This is a genomic window from Planctomycetota bacterium, from assembly GCA_039182125.1.
In the GTDB taxonomy this organism is placed as follows: domain Bacteria; phylum Planctomycetota; class Phycisphaerae; order Tepidisphaerales; family Tepidisphaeraceae; genus JBCDCH01.
The window spans coordinates 1-17768 of sequence record JBCDCH010000079.1; the positions used below are offsets into that span (position 1 = coordinate 1).

The 17768-nt window shown below is 64.3% G+C and carries 15 protein-coding genes; 12 read left to right on the plus strand and 3 right to left on the minus strand.

Annotation, left to right across the window (positions count from 1 at the left end; genetic code table 11):
- From AAGD32_15870 to AAGD32_15905, 8 genes are all read left to right on the plus strand, one after another.
- On the plus strand, positions 1-1009 hold a 1009-nt coding region (locus AAGD32_15870), incomplete at its 5' end, for an ATP-binding cassette domain-containing protein (protein MEM8875724.1).
- Positions 1010-1208: 199 nt separating this feature from the next.
- Entirely contained in the window at positions 1209-2786 is a 1578-nt protein-coding gene (gene nusA / locus AAGD32_15875) for a transcription termination factor NusA (GenBank protein ID MEM8875725.1), read from the plus strand.
- A 188-nt stretch (positions 2787-2974) separates the two neighbouring features.
- On the plus strand, positions 2975-5860 hold the full coding sequence (infB, locus tag AAGD32_15880) for a translation initiation factor IF-2 (protein ID MEM8875726.1): 2886 nt from the start codon (positions 2975-2977) through the stop codon (positions 5858-5860).
- Between the two features lie 80 nt (positions 5861-5940).
- Positions 5941-6222 carry a DUF503 domain-containing protein gene (locus tag AAGD32_15885; protein MEM8875727.1) on the plus strand — a complete coding sequence of 94 codons (282 nt, stop codon included), beginning with the start codon at positions 5941-5943 and terminating at the stop codon, positions 6220-6222.
- A gap of 3 nt (positions 6223-6225) precedes the next feature.
- A complete protein-coding gene (gene rbfA, locus AAGD32_15890) occupies positions 6226-6633 on the plus strand; it encodes a 30S ribosome-binding factor RbfA (protein ID MEM8875728.1) in 408 nt (135 codons plus the stop codon).
- Positions 6634-6640: 7 nt separating this feature from the next.
- Positions 6641-7297 (plus strand): hypothetical protein, encoded by a 657-nt coding sequence (locus AAGD32_15895; GenBank protein MEM8875729.1) that lies wholly within the window; start codon positions 6641-6643, stop codon positions 7295-7297.
- A 6-nt stretch (positions 7298-7303) separates the two neighbouring features.
- A complete protein-coding gene (hisG, locus tag AAGD32_15900) occupies positions 7304-8194 on the plus strand; it encodes an ATP phosphoribosyltransferase (protein MEM8875730.1) in 891 nt (296 codons plus the stop codon).
- A 21-nt stretch (positions 8195-8215) separates the two neighbouring features.
- Positions 8216-8953, plus strand: a complete 738-nt coding sequence (locus AAGD32_15905) for a YebC/PmpR family DNA-binding transcriptional regulator (GenBank protein ID MEM8875731.1) — start codon at positions 8216-8218, stop codon at positions 8951-8953.
- On the opposite strand, the gene AAGD32_15910 is transcribed toward AAGD32_15905, so the two are convergent.
- The 3 genes from AAGD32_15910 to AAGD32_15920 form a co-directional block, all read right to left on the minus strand.
- Positions 8950-11160 (minus strand): O-antigen ligase family protein, encoded by a 2211-nt coding sequence (locus AAGD32_15910; GenBank protein ID MEM8875732.1) that lies wholly within the window; start codon positions 11158-11160, stop codon positions 8950-8952. The genes AAGD32_15905 and AAGD32_15910 overlap by 4 nt on opposite strands.
- Positions 11161-11296: 136 nt before the next feature.
- Positions 11297-12382, minus strand: coding sequence for an MraY family glycosyltransferase (locus AAGD32_15915; protein ID MEM8875733.1), 1086 nt, complete (start codon positions 12380-12382; stop codon positions 11297-11299).
- A 61-nt stretch (positions 12383-12443) separates the two neighbouring features.
- A complete protein-coding gene (locus AAGD32_15920; protein ID MEM8875734.1) occupies positions 12444-13838 on the minus strand; it encodes a phospholipase D-like domain-containing protein in 1395 nt (464 codons plus the stop codon).
- A gap of 44 nt (positions 13839-13882) precedes the next feature.
- Between AAGD32_15920 and AAGD32_15925 the strand changes: the two genes are divergently transcribed.
- From AAGD32_15925 to AAGD32_15940, 4 genes are all read left to right on the plus strand, one after another.
- Positions 13883-14962 carry an Mrp/NBP35 family ATP-binding protein gene (locus tag AAGD32_15925; protein ID MEM8875735.1) on the plus strand — a complete coding sequence of 360 codons (1080 nt, stop codon included), beginning with the start codon at positions 13883-13885 and terminating at the stop codon, positions 14960-14962.
- Positions 14963-14991: 29 nt separating this feature from the next.
- A complete protein-coding gene (locus AAGD32_15930) occupies positions 14992-15639 on the plus strand; it encodes a Uma2 family endonuclease (protein MEM8875736.1) in 648 nt (215 codons plus the stop codon).
- A gap of 10 nt (positions 15640-15649) precedes the next feature.
- Entirely contained in the window at positions 15650-17032 is a 1383-nt protein-coding gene (locus AAGD32_15935) for an RtcB family protein (GenBank protein MEM8875737.1), read from the plus strand.
- A 67-nt stretch (positions 17033-17099) separates the two neighbouring features.
- Entirely contained in the window at positions 17100-17624 is a 525-nt protein-coding gene (locus tag AAGD32_15940; protein MEM8875738.1) for a zf-TFIIB domain-containing protein, read from the plus strand.
- Positions 17625-17768 lie beyond the last annotated feature (144 nt).

Genomic DNA, 17768 nt, shown 5'->3' on the forward strand with positions numbered 1-17768 from the left:
GAACAACGTCGCCCCCAAGGACCGCGACATCGCCATGGTGTTCCAGAACTACGCCCTGTACCCGCACATGACGGTGTACAAGAACATGGCCTTCGGTTTGAAACTGCGGAAGATGCCCCGCCAGGAGATCGACCAGAAGGTCCGCAAGGCCGCCCAGATCCTCGGCATCGAGCAGCTGCTCGAACGCAAGCCCAAGGCCCTTTCCGGCGGTCAGCGTCAGCGCGTGGCGGTGGGGCGGGCGATCGTCCGTGACCCGGCCTGCTTCCTGTTCGACGAGCCGCTGTCCAACCTCGACGCCAAGCTCCGCGTGACCACCCGCGCCGAGATCAAGCGGCTGCACCAAAGTCTCAAAACCACAACGATTTACGTCACCCACGACCAGGAAGAGGCGATGACCCTGGGCGACCGGATCGTGGTGATGAAGGACGGCCTGATCATGCAGGCCGACACGCCGCTCAACACGTACCAGAAGCCCAACAACCGCTTCGTGGCCGGTTTCATCGGGACGCCGCCGATGAACTTCTTCAACGGCGTCGTCCGCCAGATCGACGGTGAGACGGTGTTCGAGGAGGCGGCGTTCAAGGCCCCCGCGGGCACCGAGACCGAGGGCGAAGTCTTCGATGGCGAGTTGATACCCGCTGAGGACGGGTTTAAGGTGGCTCTCCCGCCGGAGCTGATCGAGCTGGTGCAAGGTCGTGACAGCGGGCACTTGGTGTTGGGCCTCCGACCGGAGCACATTCACCTCGACCCGGCCCCGGGCACGGTGCCGCTGGAAGTGAACGTGAACGTGATCGAGCCGCTGGGCAGTGACATGGACGTCTACATGTCGACCAGACACACGCCTAAGCTGATCGGTCGGGTCGAAGCCCGACAAGGACTGGAAGCGGGTTCCACGATGACGGTCTACGTCGACCTGAATCGCGCCCACTTGTTCGAGCCCGGAGAGACCGGGATGAATCTGAAGATGGCAAACCAATCCGCCCATCGTGAATCCCATGCTGTTGCGTAAGTCAACAGCATCGATGGCGCGTGCCACGGCCCTCCACCGGTAGCCCCAGCTACCTCAGGCGGACCGTTCAGGTCCGTCCGCATCTTTCCCGCCCCGAGCAGTGGGCCGCCCGATCGGAAACGATCAGGCGGCTTGATTGCGTGCCGTTTCGCGATCGACAACCAAACATCCAAATACACAACACGAAACACAACCCACCATGAACGCCGAACTCCTCCGCCACGTCGACGGCATCGCCCGCGACAAGGGCATCGACAAAGAAGCCATCTACACCGACATCGAGCAGGCCATCGCGTCCGGCCTGCGCAAGCACTTCGATGTCGATGACGTCGCGGAGTTCAGCGTCCAGCTCGACCGCCTCGACGGCAAGATCACCGCCCAGCGCCAGGGTGAGCCGATTCCGCTGGAAACCATGGGCCGTATCGGTGCCCAGACCGTCAAGCAGGTCATGATCCAGCTCATCCGCCAGGACGAGCGTGGCAGCATCTACGACGAGTACAAGGACCGCGTCGGCACCATCCTCACCGGCGCCGTCGCCCGGTTCGAGGGCTCCACCATGATCGTCAGCCTCGGCCGCACCGAGGGCATCATGCCCCGCTCCGAGCAGATCCCCGGCGAGTACCACAACGACGGCGACCGCATCCAGGCCTTGGTGACCGAGGTCCGCGACACACCATCGGCCGTCAAGATCATCCTTTCGCGCTCCCACCCGGAGATGATCCGCAAGCTCTTCGAGCGTGAGGTTCCCGAGGTCGGCGAACGCACCATCGAGATCAAGGCCCTGGCCCGCGAGGCCGGCCACCGCACCAAGATCGCCGTCACCTCCATCGACTCCAAGGTCGACGCCGTCGGCGCCTGCGTCGGTGTCCGCGGCTCACGCATCCGCAACATCGTCGACGAACTCGGCGGCGAGAAGATCGACATCGTCCGCTGGAACGAGTCGTCGCAGGTGCTCATCAGCAACGCCCTTAAGCCTGCCGAAGTCGCGGAAGTGGCCCTCTGTTTCGAGCTTTCCCGCGCAACTGTCGTTGTAAACGAGGACCAGCTTTCACTGGCCATCGGCAAGCGCGGCCAGAACGTCCGCCTCGCCGCCCGCCTCACCGGTTGGGACATCGACATCATTACCCCTGCCGAATACGAGGACAACGTCGCCCGGCTGGAGCGCATCCTTCGCACCGTCCCCGAGGTTACCCAGGACCACGTTGACAAGGTCATCGCACTGGGCCTGATCGACGTCCGCGATGTCGAGGAAGTCGGCGAAGGCCCGCTGATGGATGAGGTCGAAGTTGACGAGGATTTGGCCGAGCGGATGGTCGACGTGTGTGTCGAGGAGGCCAAGATCGTTGCCAAGGAGCAGGCCGCGAAGAAGGCCGCCGAGGAAGCCCAGCGGAGCATGGCTCAGAGCGTGCTGCTGGCCGACCCGGTCACCGCCGACGAGGCAGGCTCCGAAGGTGCCGCGCCCGAATCGACGGACGAGCCGGCTGCGGAAGAACCCGATCCGACCGGCGACGACGCCCCGATGGCCGGGCCCATGGAGCACGTCGAGGGCGCCGCGCCCGAGATCGTTACTCACGACGAAACCAGCTTCGGCACCGACCGCGACGACCTCTCCCCCGAGGAGCAGGCCATCCATGCCGAGCACGTCAACAACGACAACGACATCGACCCGTCCGACGACCGGGTCAACAACGGCGGTGACAAGGAGTTCGCCGACGAACAGAGCGAAGAGGCGGCCTTGGCCGAGGGTCGGGTCGAACCCCCGCCGGCCCAGAACTAAGCCGCCAGCGCATCGAACCACGGTCGAAATGACCCCTAGAATCGCCGGGCAGAGCGATTGATTTTGGAAGTATCCGCCAGGGTCGGCGACGTTTCGGCAAGTGCCGATCGACCGACCCGGGCAACAACCCCGCACCCGATGTGAATGTCATCGGCTGCCACGAACGCCGGAAGCACCGGAGACGAATTTTGGCCAAAGCTAAGGGCAAACGCATCAGCGACCTTGCAAAAGAACTCGACATCCCGAGCAAAGCCATCACGGCCAAGCTCAAGGACGAGGGTTTGAGCAACACCACCGGCAAGGCGTACACCGCCTCCGCCACCGTGCCGATCGGTTTGGAAATGACCATCCGCGATTGGTACAAGGATCCTGCTGCGCTGGCCGAGGCCCAGAAGTCGGCCGGTACCAAGAAGAAGGCCGCGCCGAAGAAAAAAGCCGCCCCCAAGAAGGTCGAAGCCAAGGCCCCGGCTGAAGACGAAACCGTCACCACCGAAGCCGAAGTGAAGCAGGCCTCGCCCGCCGTGAAGGTTGCCGCCGAGGGCGGGTCTGACGAAGTCGCAGCGGCCGATGACGGCAACGTCGCGGTGATGGACCCGCCGGCCGACGCGCCTGTCGAGTCGTTCGACACACGCGAAGAAACCGACGGCGAAAAGCCCGGCGAGCCAGAGGTTCCGGCCGTCGCCGCCGAAGCACCCCAGGCCGATACGCCTGCCGGAGAAGCACCAGCCGAAGAAACGCCTGCCGCTGCCGCCGAGGCCCCGGCGCCGCGTAACACCGATGAGCCGGTCGTTCAGCCGAAGATTTCCCTCGCCAGCGCCGCCGACAGCCAAGGCCCCAACGTTCGTCCAACGATCACTCTGGAAAACCGCGAAGCACCGACGCCCGCTCCGCAGTTGACCAAGCTCAAGCCCGCTGAGATTCAAGGTCCCAAGGTCGTTCGGGAAGAAGCGCCTGAACCCGATGCCGGCCCCCGGCGTCGACCGGCCCAGCGGCCCGGTGGTGGCCCCAGCGCCGGCCCCGGCGGAACCCGATTCGGTCCCAACGCCAAGACCGGCGGCGGGGTCAAGTCCCGTGTCGGTGCCGAGGAAGAAGAGAAGAAAAAAGCAGCCGGCCGATCGCTTTCCACCCGCCGCCGTGGCGACCGTCGCGGCGAGGCGATGGAGAAGCTCCGCGAGTTCACGATGGCCGACCAGATCGCCCGACGCGATGCGTTGGCCTCCGCCGCAGCGTCCCGCGCCGGGTTCGGCCGATCCGTCGGCAAGGCCGCCCGCCGTGGCACTTCCATCCGCCACGAGCACGACGGCCCGGTCACCATCCACGAGCCGATCACCGTCAAGTCGCTCTCCTCCGCGACCGGTCTCAAGGGCAATCAGATTCTGCGGGCCCTGATGAAGAACGACATCATGACCACGATCAACGCCGGCCTCGAAACCGAGGTCGCGGAGATGGTGGCCATGGAGTTCGGCCTCGAACTCGATGTCATCCCGGCACCGACGGCCGAGGAAAAGCTCGCCGCCGACTTCGAGAAGCTTGAGCTCAAGAATCTTCAGCCTTGCCCGCCGGTTGTGACCATCCTCGGCCACGTCGACCACGGCAAAACCTCGCTGCTCGACAAGATCCGCAACGCCAACGTCGTCGCCGGCGAGTCCGGCGGCATCACCCAGCACACCGGGGCGTTCACCGTCTTCGTTGACCGCGAAGGCAAAAAGAAAGAGGTCACCTTCATCGACACGCCCGGCCACCAGGCGTTCACCGCGATGCGTGCCCGTGGTGCCGACATGACCGACATCGTCGTGTTGGTGGTCGATGCCGCCCAGGGCGTGCAGCCGCAGACGATCGAGTCGATCAACCACGCCAAGGCGGCCGACAAGCCGATCGTGGTCGCGATGAACAAGATCGACCTGCCCGACGCGAACCCGGACATGGTCCTGGGTCAGCTCGCGAGCTACGGGCTGAACCCGGCCGAGTGGGGCGGCGACACCGAGATCGTCCGCACCTCCGCCGAGACCGGCGAAGGCATCGAACAGCTCTTGGAGATCCTCGACCTGCAGGCCGAGCTCATGGAACTGACCGCCGATCCGACGGTGCCGGTGCTCGGTGTCGTCGTCGAGGCGGAAGTTCGTGCCGGGCTCGGCCCGACCGCGACGGTGCTGGTCCAGCAGGGCACCCTGAAGTTCGGCACCCCGATTATCGCCGGCCGCGCCTTCGGCAAGATCCGCACCCTCCGTGACTCCAACAACAAGAACGTCAAGGCGGCAGGTCCGTCGATGCCGGTGCTCATCGCCGGCCTCAACGAGACGCCCAACGCTGGCGACAAGGTCTTTGGCGTCGAGTCGGTCAAGCGGGCCGAGGAAATCGCCGCTGAGCGCGAGCAGGAGAACCGCGAGAAGGAACTGGGAGGTCGCAACGCCGTCACGCTCTCCAACATCCTTGGCCGCATGGAGGACAAGGAGATCGCGACGATCAACCTCATCCTCAAGGCCGACGTCCAAGGCTCCATCGAAACCCTGGTCGATTCGATCAAGAACATGGGCACCGACGAGGTGAAGGTGCGCATCCTCCACTCCGCCGTCGGTGCGATCACCGAGTCGGACATCGAACTGGCCAACGCCTCCGAGGGCATCGTCATCGGTTTCCACGTCGGCATCGACGAGAAAGCCCGCAACCTTTCCGACCAGCGCGGCGTCGAGGTTCGCGCTTACAAGGTCATCTATGAGATCTTCGACGACCTCAAGGCGGCCATGTCCGGCCTGCTCGAGCCGGAGATCAACGAGGTCTACCAGGGCACCGTTGAGATCCGCGAGGTGTTCAAGATCAGCCGACTCGGCAACATCGCCGGCTGCTTCGTCACCGACGGCGTTATCCGCCGCAACGACATGTTCCGCCTCATCCGCGACGGCGCACCGGTGGTCGAGAACCTTCGCCTCGAATCGCTCAAGCGTGTCAAGGACGACGCACGCGAGGTCAAGCAGGGCCTGGAGTGTGGTATCAAGATCAAGAACTACGACGACATCAAGATCGGCGACAAACTCGAAGGCTACATCAAGGAAGAGGTGGCCCGGACGATCGAGTGACACAGAAGTTGCTAGCTGCTAGAGCCTATAGCTTAGTTCGGAAATCTAACAGCTAGGCTCTAGTGGCTAGCAACTACGCAATGACCCTCGCACTTCTGACTCTCTCCTTCTCCATCGACCACGCCTACTCGCTCAAGGATAAACGCTCGGCCATGAAGGGGTTCAAGGAAAAGCTCAAGCACCGCTTCAATGTGTCGGTCGCCGAAACCGACTTCCACGATGTGTGGAATCGAGCCGAGTTGAGCGTCGCGATGGTCGGCACCGACCACGGTTACGTTGAGGGTGCCCTGCAGAAAGTGATCGACTTCGCCAGCAATCACCCCGACGCCCAACTCGACGACCACCGCACCGAATACTTCTGACCCGTGAACAATCGCCGTCCCGAAAAACTCGCCAGCTACATCCGCGAAGAAGTCGCGGGCATGATCCAGCGCGGTCTTGACGATCCGCGCTTGGAAGGTGTGCTCGTGAGCGTGACCCGTGCCAAGGTGTCGCCGGATCTGGCGTACGCGGATGTGTACGTCTCGCTGCTGGGTGCCGACACGCGTCACACCGCGGCGATCGAAGCGCTCAAAGCCGCGGCTGGCAAGTTCCGCGGCGAACTCGGCCGTGGCATGCGGACCCGCTCGGTGCCAGTGCTGCGTTTCCAGATCGACGAACAATTGAAGAAGGAGATGCAGGTCCTCGACCTGCTCCGCCAAGCCGAACGTGAACGCGAGGAGCGCGACCAGACTGAATCGAGTTCCACCGCCAGGGAAACCACCACCGACTAGCGCATTGATGAAGAACGCGACCCAACATGCCACCGCGCTCAAGGCGCTGCAGAAGAAGCTGGTCAAGGCGCACAAGAGCACGCTGCCCAAGCCCGGCGAGAAGCCGGCGCTGATGAAGCCGCTCGCGGCGCTGGTCTGGGCCGCCTACCTCGCCGACGCGCCCGAGGCCAAGGCTGAAAAAGCGCTCGAACAGATCCACGAGCACTTCGTCGATTATAACGACATGCGTGTTGCCACCGAGTTGGAAATGATCGAGCTCCTCGGCAGCCGATACCCCAAGCTCGAAGAACGTCTGGCCCGGCTTCATGACACGCTCAACATGATCTTTGAGCGTGAATCTGGCCTGAATCTCGACCGCTTCGAGGCGCTCAAGGTCAAGGAAAAGCGTGAGCTGCTGCGTGACCTGCCGGGCATGACGCCATTCGTCGAGGGGTACGTGATGCTGTACTCGGCCGACGCTGCTGCTTTTCCGATCGACGAAGCGATGCACGGGCTGCTTCTTGCGACCGGTGCGATTGAGGAAGACGCCGACGCGTGGGATGCCCAGAAGTTTGTCGAGCAGCAACTCAAGGCCGACGAACTGCATCTGTTCTTCACTGCGCTTCGAGCCGAGAGTCAGGCCAATCCCGCCAAGAAGAAGCCCGCACGCCGCAAGACCGCTTGATCCGACATGTCCTCGCCGCTCCCTGACAACGTACTCCGCCTGGGTCTGCCGTCCGGCTCCATGCAGTCGTCGACGTTCGAACTGTTCAACAAGGCCGGCTACCACATCTCCGCCCGCGATCGCTCGGTCTTTCCCGGCATCAACGACGAGCAAATCAAGTGCATCCTGTTCCGCGCCCAGGAGATGTCTCGCTACGTCGTCGATGACATCGTCGACTGCGGCCTCACCGGCTACGACTGGATCGTCGAGAACGGCAATGCTGACGACGTCGAGGAAATCTGCGAACTGACCTACTCCCGCGCCAGCAGCCGCCCGGCCAAGTGGGTCCTTTGCGTTCCCGATGAGTCGCCGATCAAGAAGCCCGAAGACCTCGCCGGCAAGCTCATCGCCACCGAGCTGGTCAACACGACCAAACGCTACTTCGAGCAGAAGAACATCCCCGTCCGCGTGGAGTTCAGCTGGGGTACCACCGAGATCAAGGCCCGCATTGTTGACGGCATCGTGGACCTCACCGAGACCGGTGGCAGTCTGCGGGCCAACAACCTGCGCATCCTCGACACGCTGCTGGAGTCGACGATCCGTTTCGTCGCGAGCCGCAAGGCGTTGGGCGTGCCGTGGAAGCGCGAGAAAATCGAAAACATCGCGATGCTCCTCGAAGGTGCGATCCGCGCCCGCAGTAAGAGCGGTCTCAAGCTCAACTGCACCGCCGACAACAAGGACAAGATCCTTGGCTACCTCCCCGCACTCAAGAGCCCAACGATCAACGAAACCGTCGACGGCGGCTTCGCCATCGAAATCATCATCGACGAAAACCTCGAACGCGACCTCATCCCGCGCCTCAAGCGTGACGGCGCGACCGAGATTTTCTCCTACCCGCTGAACAAGATCATTCCCTGACCGTTTCGGAGCGCAGCGAACATGGCCGGACACAGCCACTGGGCGAACATCAAGCACAAGAAGGCTCGCGTCGATGCCAAGCGGGCCAAGGTCTGGGGCAAGATCGCCAAGAAGATCATGGTCGCCGCCAAGGGCGGCTCCGACCCGACCGACAACCTCGCCTTACGCTACGTCATCGACGAGGCCAAGGCAGCCAACATGCCCAAGGGCACGATCGAAAACGCCGTCGCCAAGGGTGCCGGCGAGCTCGGCGGGCAGACGTTCGAGGAGATCGTTTACGAAGGCTACGGCCCCAATGGCGTCGCCATCCTCCTCGAAATCCTAACCGACAACCGCAACCGCACCGCCGGCGAAATCCGCAACCTCTTCGACCGCAACGGCGGCAACCTCGCCACTTCCGGCTCCGTCGCGTTCCAGTTCCAGAAGAAGGGCATCATCGCCGTCGAGACCGACAAGGCCGAGGAAGAACAACTCATGGAGCTCGCCCTCGAAGCCGGTGCCGAGGACGTGGTGAACGAAGGCGAGATTTACGAGATTGTCACCGAGCCGAGCGCGTACGTCCCGGTCAAGGACGCCCTCGCTGCGGCCGACATCGAAGTCGCCGACGCCGAACTGAAAAACGTCCCCGACACCACCGTCGAACTCGACATCGAGAGTGCCAAGAAAGTCGTCAAGCTCATCGACCTTTTCGACGACCAGGATGACGTGCAGACCGTGAGTCACAACGCCGAGATTCCCGAGGAAGCGCTGGCGAGCTAGTCGGCGGTGTTTTCGGTCAACTCCGTGATTCGTGCGTTGATCTCCGCCACGCGATCCTGCCCAAGCCTTTCCGGTTCAGCGTCGTCGTACTGCTCGTTGATCTCCAGCACCGCCTCGTATTGCTCGATCGCACCGGCGTTGTCACCGAAGGCACGTAGTTCGTCCGCAAGGTCGAGGCGGATGCGAATCTCTTGCGGGTTGAGTTCGACGGCCCGTGTCAGGTCGGCGATGATCCGCACCACCTGCGGCTCCGACATGCGTCGCTCGAGCTCGGCCCGGCGTTGGTAGTACCCGAACTTTTCGCCACGCTCGGCGATGGCCCGATCGAGCGTGTCCATGACCAACACCGGATCGCGGCCGGCATAAATCAAAGCATTCCCCTTGCGGATGAGCAGGTCCGGGTCGCCGACGGGCATGACGTCGAAGGCGTGGTCGTACTCAGGTACAGCGGCGTCGAACCGACCCTCACGCACCATGCCATCGGCGATGTCCGCGTGCCACTGGCCGTGGACGATCGGGAAGACGTACGCGATCCCCGCCGCGATGAGCAGCAGGTACGCCAGTCCAGTAAAGCCCAGTGCCGCCATCGTGCGCATCGGCTTGCCCGCGACGCTCGGCGTCCGCACGCCGACCAGCGCCCCGACCAGCAACACCCACACGAACAATGACCCCGGCTCGAACAGTGCCACGTCGAGAAGCGACTGCACGAAGAACACGCCCACCGCCACCGCCACGCCCCCGGCCAGCAGTGGGGCGGGCCGGTTGTCGGCGTCGATCTTGTCGACCGCGAGCACCGCCCCGACGATCAGCCCGATCACCAGCGCCGCGAAAAAGATCGCCCGGTTGGCCGTCGTGAGCAGGACATAGTCGAACGGCATCCGCAGATCGACGACCGCGACAAAGCTGATGAGAAACGCCAGCGCCGGTGCGATCAGGAAGAAGCTGGCGAACGAGCGCGGGGTGCCGCTGCCGGTCGGCGCGGCGGCGGAGCGGGTGGTTTCCCACGCGAGCCGACCGAACCACGCCAACGCAAGCACCCCGCCGACGATGCCGAGCTCGACGGCGAAACGGACCAGAGTGTTGTGCGGGTCGCGGATCTCCTCGGCCGCGTTGGCCGGTCGATGCACGAGCCATGCGTCGCCGAAGTTGCCGAAACCCGTGCCGAAGATCGGCACCTGTGCGAACGCGCCGGCCGAGCCGACCCAGTAGTTCCAGCGGAACGCCAACGACGGGATCGGCACCAACCCCGCCGCGAGCAGCGCGAGCCCTGCCACGGTGGCGAGGGCGAAGACGACGAGCCCGACGGTGAACGCCGTGCCGTGCTGCTTGGACCAGCGCGGCGCGAACTGCCACACCGCTGCCAGGCCGATCGCCCCGAAGATCAAGCCGCCGAAGCCGGCCTTGCTTGAGGTGAGATACAGCAGCCAAAGCGCGACCGGGATCGCCAGCAGCGGCAGGGCGGCTAGGCCCGACGCGTCCTTGTCCTTGAAACGCTGAAGCGCTAATCCGCCGGCGATGATGCAGCCGAGCACGAGCGTCGCGCCGAAGGTGTTGGGCGAGGTGGAAAAGCCCTGCGGGGCGCCGCTGTTGATCCGGCGTTCGTACGCTTCTGCCTGCGGGCTGTCGGGTTCGAGTCCTTGGGCCGCGAGGAACTGCGCCCGCTGCTGTGCGAACTGCTCCTGCACGGCCGGCAGTTCGTCGACCTGAAATTGCACCCCACGCACGCAAAGCACGAACAGCACCGCGATCCCGACTGCCGCCGCCTGTCGGAAGCGCAGCCATGTGCGTACCAGCTGGTTTACGGCAAAGAGCAACGCCGCCGCCGCGACCCAGTGCGCCGACTCCGATGCCGCCACCAGCTTGTCGTCCGACCAGCCGACCGACAGGCACGTCCAAGCGACCAACGGCACCGCGAGCAACACGCCGAGCGTCGGCCGAAGCACGTACGTCGGATCCAGCACGCGCCGCGTGAGCACCAGCAACGCCGGCAGGCACGCGATGAAGTTGAGCACCGCCGTGACCGACGCATGCACCCCGCGTGGCGCCGCCACGTTCTCCGGCCCGAGCGGCACGACCTGCAACACGTCCCGCACCGACTCACTGACCGTCACCCGCGCGAGCACCACACCCACGGCCAGCACCCACGCGAACCGCGTCAGCCAGACCGCGTGAGCCGCAGCGATGCCCTTGGGTTGCTCATCGGTCACGCGACACCTCCACAATCCGTCATCCCGAGCGAAGCCGAGGGATCTAGCCCCGAACGCCCAGCGGCTGATGTTTGCGACCGGCGATCGAGGCTAGATCCTTCGACTGCGCTCAGGATGACATGGGGTTGCGTGGGCTTCATCGTCGATCTTCCGGCAGCGGGTGTTGTTCGAGCAGGGCGACGACGCCGAGGATGAGCCCGACCTGGCTCACGATCAAGGCCGCGGCGATGTGGCTTTGCACCTGCGGCAGAATGATCGCCGCGATGCTCGTGCAGGCGGCGACCAGGTACAAGCAGAGCACCGCAGTCCGCCGCGACATCCCGCGCGCGACCAGGCGATGGCTGAAGTGGTTGTTGTCGGCCTTGAACGGGCTCTTGCCACGGGCGATGCGGATCGTGCAGACCGTGACCATGTCGTACAACGGCAACGCCAGCACGAGCAACGGCGCGAGCACCGCGTACCACCGCGCCCCGAAGTCCGCGTCGGCCGGCAGGAACGTCGTCCGCACCGTCAACACGCCCAGAACGAACCCGATCACCAGCGACCCCGCGTCGCCCATGAAGATCGACGCCGGCGGGAAGTTGAATAGCAGAAACCCGACCAGCGCCCCGATGAGCAACGCGAGCGTCCCGGCGACGAACCACTGTGGCGGCTCAACGCTCATCGCCGCGACCAGCAGCGCCACACTGCACACCGTCGCGACGCCGGCCGAAAGCCCGTCCATGTTGTCGAGGAAGTTGAACGCGTTGGTGACGGCGGTGATCCAGAGCACGGTGAGCACGACGCTCGGCATGTAGCCGAGCGTCGTCAGCAGCCGCACGTCGAACAGTGCAACAAACGTCGCGGTGACGGCGATCTGCACGCCGAGCTTGAGAAACGCTCCGAGCGGCCGGCGGTCGTCAACGAGGCCAAGCATCATGAGGGCCGTGCAGCAGCTTAGGAAGCCGAAGGCGAGCGAGGTCTGTCGATTGACGCCGCCAAGCAGATGCGGGTCAATGCCCAAGTCCGCGAATGGGAGCAGGATCAGTCCGACCGACAACGGCAGCACGAGACCTGCGAAGATCCCGACCCCGCCGCCGAGGGGCGTCGACTTCTTATGACTGCGATGAGCACCGGGGTTGGCGACGAGCCCGTAGCACGGGGCGATCCGTTTCATCGCTGCGGTCGTGCCCGCCGAGATGGCGAGAGCGACGAGAAATGCGATGAGCAGGACGATCGGCACGGGGCCAGCAGTGTAGGGCGATCGGCATGATCACTTAAGTGACCATGCCTCGGGCGACCGTTCACAACACATACCGCACCCGGTTCACGATCCACTGCACGATCCGGTCACGCCACGGACGTTCGCGCCATTCGTCAGCGTCGATCTCTCGTGAAAATCGCATGTCGTGTTCAAAGAGCGTTTCCATCTGCTCGGCGAACTGCGGTGAGCGGACGACCGCGCTGGCTTCGAGGTTGAACTCGATGCTGCGATAGTCGAGGTTGGTCGAGCCGATGAGCGCGAGCCGGCCGTCGATCGTCATCGCCTTGGTGTGAAGCATCGCGCCTTGGCGTTCGAAGATGCGAACACCGGCATCGAGCAAGCGGTCGTAGAAGCTGCGGGCGGCGGTGATGAGGATGTTCGCGTCGGACCGCCCGGCGAGCATGAGGCGCACGTCGATGCCGCGTTTGCTCGCGTTGCAGAGTGCGACAATGAACTCCTCGTCGGGTGCGAAGTACGCGCTGGTAAGCCAGATGCGACGCGTGGCATGGTTGGCGATCGCCTGAAGGATCGGCCGAAGCGGGCTGCTGAGCGTCGGGCCCGTGGCCAGCAAACCGAAATCCGCATCGGGCTTGAGCAGGTCCTCTGGAAACCGCCCGGGCAGCTTCGGCACGTCGTAACTGCGCTGCTTACCCAGACGCAGGCCCTTGGCCGGGTCCGGCAGACGCAGGTTGCTCGCGAGCATCGTCCGTCGGATCGGCCCGGCCCGCTGCGTGTAGTGCCAGGTCCGCCGAAAGCTCTCGGCCAACTGCCCAACCGCCGGCCCGGTCACCGCGATCGCGTTATCACGCCAGAGCATCTTCGGGTTGAACTGCGCGAGTTTTGCCACCCAACCTCCGGCGTAGCGGGTGCCGATGTTGATCCCGCCGATCCCGCCGATTCGTCCGTCGATGACGAGCATCTTTCGGTGATCGCGCCAGCCGGGCCGCCACGAGTGCTTGGTCTCCCATGGCCGCATCGGATGAAACTCCGCGACATGTCCGCCGGCTTTGCGAAGTTGCTCGAACCACTTACGCGGCGACAGGAACGAGCCGAACGAGTCGTAGATCAGATACACCTCGACGCCGGCGCGGGCTTTGTCACTGAGGAGGTCGACGAATGCCTTGCCCGTGTCGTCGTTGGCGAGGATGTAGGTTTCGAGATAGACGGTGTGGCGGGCGTCCTTGATACCGGCAAAAGCGGCGGCGAGAGCTTCGCCGTCCTTGTAGAGCCGCAGACCGCTGCCGTCGCGTAGTTCGACGGCATCGGGATGTTCCCAGCCATCGTCCTGGCTGCCGGGTTCGAGGTTAAGGCCCAGGCGAAGGTTCGAATCTTCGGCGACTTGCAGGTCCGGGGCGTCGACGTGTTCGATCCCGACCCGCGCCGCCCGCGGGTCGGGTCGGACCGGCGGCGGGGGCGGCGGGACGCTGCGGGGCATGCGAGAACTGTAACGCAACCGCCGCGAGCGCCCTACGGTCCCGCATGGCCCTCACCCAAGACGCCGCCATGGATGCCCTGCGCCAAGTGCAGGATCCGGAGCTGTTCAAGGACATCGTCACGCTCGGCATGGTCAAACGTGTCGAGGTCGACGGGACCAAGGTCGACGTGACCGTCGAATTGACCACGCCGGCGTGCCCGATGAAGGACAAGATCGAGGCCGACGTCCGGGCCGCACTGCAGGGGGCCGGGGCGACCGACGTGCGCGTCGAGCTGACCGCCGACACGCGCGGCGCGAAGGTGAAGCAGGCCGAGAACAATCCGCTGCCGCAGGTGAAGAACATCATCGCCGTCGGTGCCGGCAAGGGTGGTGTGGGCAAGAGCACGATCAGCGCCAACCTCGCCATCGGCCTGCAACGCACCGGCGCGAGCGTCGGGCTCATGGACGGCGACATCTACGGCCCGTCCATGCCGACCATGCTCGGCATCAAGGGTGCCGTGCCGAAAGTGAAGGACGGCAACAAGATCCTCCCCATCCGCGTCCACGGCATCCACGCGATCACCATCGGCTCGCTCGTCGAGCAGGACAAGCCGCTGATCTGGCGCGGGCCGATGGCGCACGGCGCGTTCAAGCAGCTCGCGCTGGAGAACACCGAATGGCCGGAGCTGGACTACCTGATCGTCGACCTGCCGCCGGGGACGGGGGACGTGCCATTGACGTTGTGCCAGATCCTGCCGCTCACGGGTGCGGTCGTCGTCGCGACGCCGCAGCAGGTCGCGGTCGATGACGCGGTGCGGGCGGTGAAGATGTTCCAGCAACTGGGCGCGCCGGTGCTGGGCGTGGTGGAGAACATGAGCGTGCTCGTGACCGAGAGCGGCGAAGAGGTCGACGTCTTCGGCCGCGGCGGTGCCGAGCAGATGGCCAAGGACCTGCAACTCGACTTCCTCGGCGACCTGCCGATGTTCCCCGAGATCCGAGTGAACACCGACCGCGGCAAACCGCACGCGAACTACGAGAACAACCCGCGCTTGAAGGAAGCGCTGGAAACACTCGTCGGCCAAGTCGCCGCCGCCGTCAGTCGCCGCGTCGTGAATGCGCCCGAGGTGGAGTTGGAAATCAGTTGACGCTTCGGGCGTCATGTTAGAATCGTTCGATGGCCACGCTTTCGACTCCCAAGCCGATGCCGTTGTATGCCGAGCCCGGGATGACCGGGCATCCGCCGGTGGAGATGTCTTACGAGGACTTTCTCGAAGGCGTCGGGCTCCCGCACGGGCACTTCGAGTACGTCGATGGGAAGGCTCACGAAATGACCGCCGTTAACGACTCCCACGATCAACTCGCCAACTGGCTCATCACGACGGCGAGTAACTTGGTCCTTCACAAGAAGCTCGGGCAGGTCAAGGGCGAACCGTGGACGATTCGGATTCCGGAATACGACCGAGGTCGGGCACCCGACGTGATGGTCGTGCTCAACGACAACCTCAAGCACATCCAGCAGAACCAGATCGACGGCCCCGCGGATTTGGTGATCGAAGTGGCCAGCCGATCGACCGCGCGGGTAGACCGAGGGGCGAAGTTCCGTGAGTACCAATCGGTCGGCGTGCGGGAGTACTGGCTGGTGCATCCGTTGATCGATCGGTTTGAGCCATTCACGCTCGAGGACGGCCGCTTCGTGCCATCGGTGCCCGACGAGGATGACGTTTATCGCAGCACGGCAGTGCCGGGTTTGTGGTACCGAATCGAGTGGTTTATCGAACGGCCCGATCCTTTGACGGTCGCGAAAGCGTGGGGCTTGATCTGAGGGGTCGAAAATGACCAGCAAACAACTCGCCGCCCTTGGGTTTGCCGAGGGCAAGACGTTTGGCGTAGCGCTCAAGGTGGCGCGGGATGCGGAGAAGACCAAGCCAACCGAGCAGGTCGAGCAGGAGCTCGCTGATGTGCTGGTTGACCCGGATGCATACACCGACGACGCGGCCTACGGCGAACTCGCGGTGCTGCTGATGGAGCCCGCGCCGATCGAAGCGCGGGCTGAGCCGGTGCCGTATGCGCAGTGGGGCCGTGACCTCGACGACAACGCGGTCAAGCAGATGGACGTCGCCCGCCGGCTGCCGGTCGCGGTGAGCAGTGCGCTGATGCCCGACGCGCACCTCGGCTACGGCCTGCCCATTGGCGGGGTGCTCGCGACCGACAACGCCGTCATCCCCTACGCTGTCGGCGTCGACATCGCGTGCCGTATGCGGCTCACCGTCTTCGACGTTCCCGCCGACCAACTCGACGGCATGCGCGGCAAACTCACCAACGCCCTGCAGCGTGAAACCCGCTTCGGCATGGGCGCGAAGTACAACACGCCCAACGACCACGCCGTCATGGACGCCGACTGGGACGTCTCGCCGGTGACCAAGCGGTTCAAGGACAAGGCCCGTTCACAACTTGGTTCGTCGGGCAGCGGTAATCACTTCGTCGAGTTCGGGGAGCTGACGCTCGACGAGCCGGACCTGGGCATGCAGCCCGGCAAGTACCTCGCGCTGCTGAGCCACTCCGGCTCGCGCGGCACCGGCGCGTCCGTCTGCGATCACTACTCCAAGCTCGCGATGAAGCAGTGCGCGACGTTGCCTAAGGAGATGCGCCACCTCGCGTGGCTCGACCTCGACAGCGACACGGGCCGCGAGTACTGGGACGCGATGAACCTCATGGGCGACTACGCCGCGGCAAACCACGAGGTGATCCACCGTCTCATCGCCAAGGCGATCAACGAGAAGCTCGTGGCCGAGGTGGAGAACCACCACAACTTCGCGTGGAAGGAAGAGCACGATGGTCGCGAGGTGATCGTGCATCGCAAGGGCGCGACGCCGGCGGGGCAGGGCGTGCTCGGCATCATCCCCGGCAGCATGGCCGCCCCCGGCTTCGTCGTGCGCGGACGCGGCAACGCGCAGAGCCTCCGCAGCGCCAGCCACGGCGCCGGTCGCGTCATGAGCCGCAAGCAAGCCGCCAATACCTTCCGCTGGAACCACGTCAAAGCCGACCTCGAAGCCGCGGGCGTCACGCTGCTCAGCGCCGGCATCGATGAGAACCCACGCGTTTACAAGGACATTCACACCGTCATGGCCCAGCAGACGGACCTCGTCGACATCGTCGCCCGCTTCGACCCGAAGATCGTCAAGATGGCCGACGCGGGCGAGAAGCCGGAGGATTGACTCGGCGTTACGAACTTGCCCACGGTTCATAGTCGGCCGCTGGAACAAGGGCCCTTACGCTCGTTGAATGCGTAGCCCGATCGATCCCGATGTGGTGATGGAAACGGTATCGCTCGACGACGGGCCGACGGTGATGCGTTGCCCGAAGTCGGGCGGGATCTGGATTCGGCCGACGGCGTTCTGGTCGTGGCTTGAGCAGCACAGCGAGGACGAGCCGGCAATCGCGGAAGACGTGGGCGAGATTGAGGACAGTCCCGCAGGCAAGCGCTGTCCGGAGGATGGCCGTTTCCTCACACGCCGAAAAGTAGGCCATGGCTGCGAATTTTACGTCGAGCGCTGCCCGCATTGCGGCGGTTTCTGGCTCGACGCCGGCGAGTGGGAGACGCTCCGCGCCAACGGTCTGGCCAAGCAGTTGCACCACGTCTTTTCCAACGCTTGGCAGGCCCGCCTTCGTGAGCAGCGTCAACGCGACCTCGCCGATGAACGCCTCGAAGCCACCCTTGGCGAATCCGATACGGCAAAGGTCCGTGCGTTTGCCGACTTCGTCCGCAACCACCCACATCGCGATCGCATCCTTGGCTTTATCGCGTGAGGAACCGCGTTGCGGAGCAACGCAGCTATGGGTGACTTGCGAAAGGAAATAATCTTGTTCCGGTGAATATTGTTTAAACTTTGCACACACCGCCCATCACGTCCGAAAAGCTAGGGTAATTGAAGAGGGGTGGATATATTTTTA

What these genes read in the sequence shown, in the direction of transcription:
- nusA (MEM8875725.1), top strand. Translation starts at nt 1,209, where the DNA reads ATGAACGCCGAACTCCTCCGCCACGTCGACGGCATCGCCCGCGACAAG.
- AAGD32_15885 (MEM8875727.1), top strand. Translation starts at nt 5,941, where the DNA reads ATGACCCTCGCACTTCTGACTCTCTCCTTCTCCATCGACCACGCCTAC.
- AAGD32_15895 (MEM8875729.1), top strand. Translation starts at nt 6,641, where the DNA reads ATGAAGAACGCGACCCAACATGCCACCGCGCTCAAGGCGCTGCAGAAG.
- hisG (MEM8875730.1), top strand. Translation starts at nt 7,304, where the DNA reads ATGTCCTCGCCGCTCCCTGACAACGTACTCCGCCTGGGTCTGCCGTCC.
- AAGD32_15905 (MEM8875731.1), top strand. Translation starts at nt 8,216, where the DNA reads ATGGCCGGACACAGCCACTGGGCGAACATCAAGCACAAGAAGGCTCGC.
- AAGD32_15920 (MEM8875734.1), bottom strand. Translation starts at nt 13,838, where the DNA reads ATGCCCCGCAGCGTCCCGCCGCCCCCGCCGCCGGTCCGACCCGACCCG.
- AAGD32_15925 (MEM8875735.1), top strand. Translation starts at nt 13,883, where the DNA reads ATGGCCCTCACCCAAGACGCCGCCATGGATGCCCTGCGCCAAGTGCAG.
- AAGD32_15930 (MEM8875736.1), top strand. Translation starts at nt 14,992, where the DNA reads ATGGCCACGCTTTCGACTCCCAAGCCGATGCCGTTGTATGCCGAGCCC.
- AAGD32_15935 (MEM8875737.1), top strand. Translation starts at nt 15,650, where the DNA reads ATGACCAGCAAACAACTCGCCGCCCTTGGGTTTGCCGAGGGCAAGACG.
- AAGD32_15940 (MEM8875738.1), top strand. Translation starts at nt 17,100, where the DNA reads ATGCGTAGCCCGATCGATCCCGATGTGGTGATGGAAACGGTATCGCTC.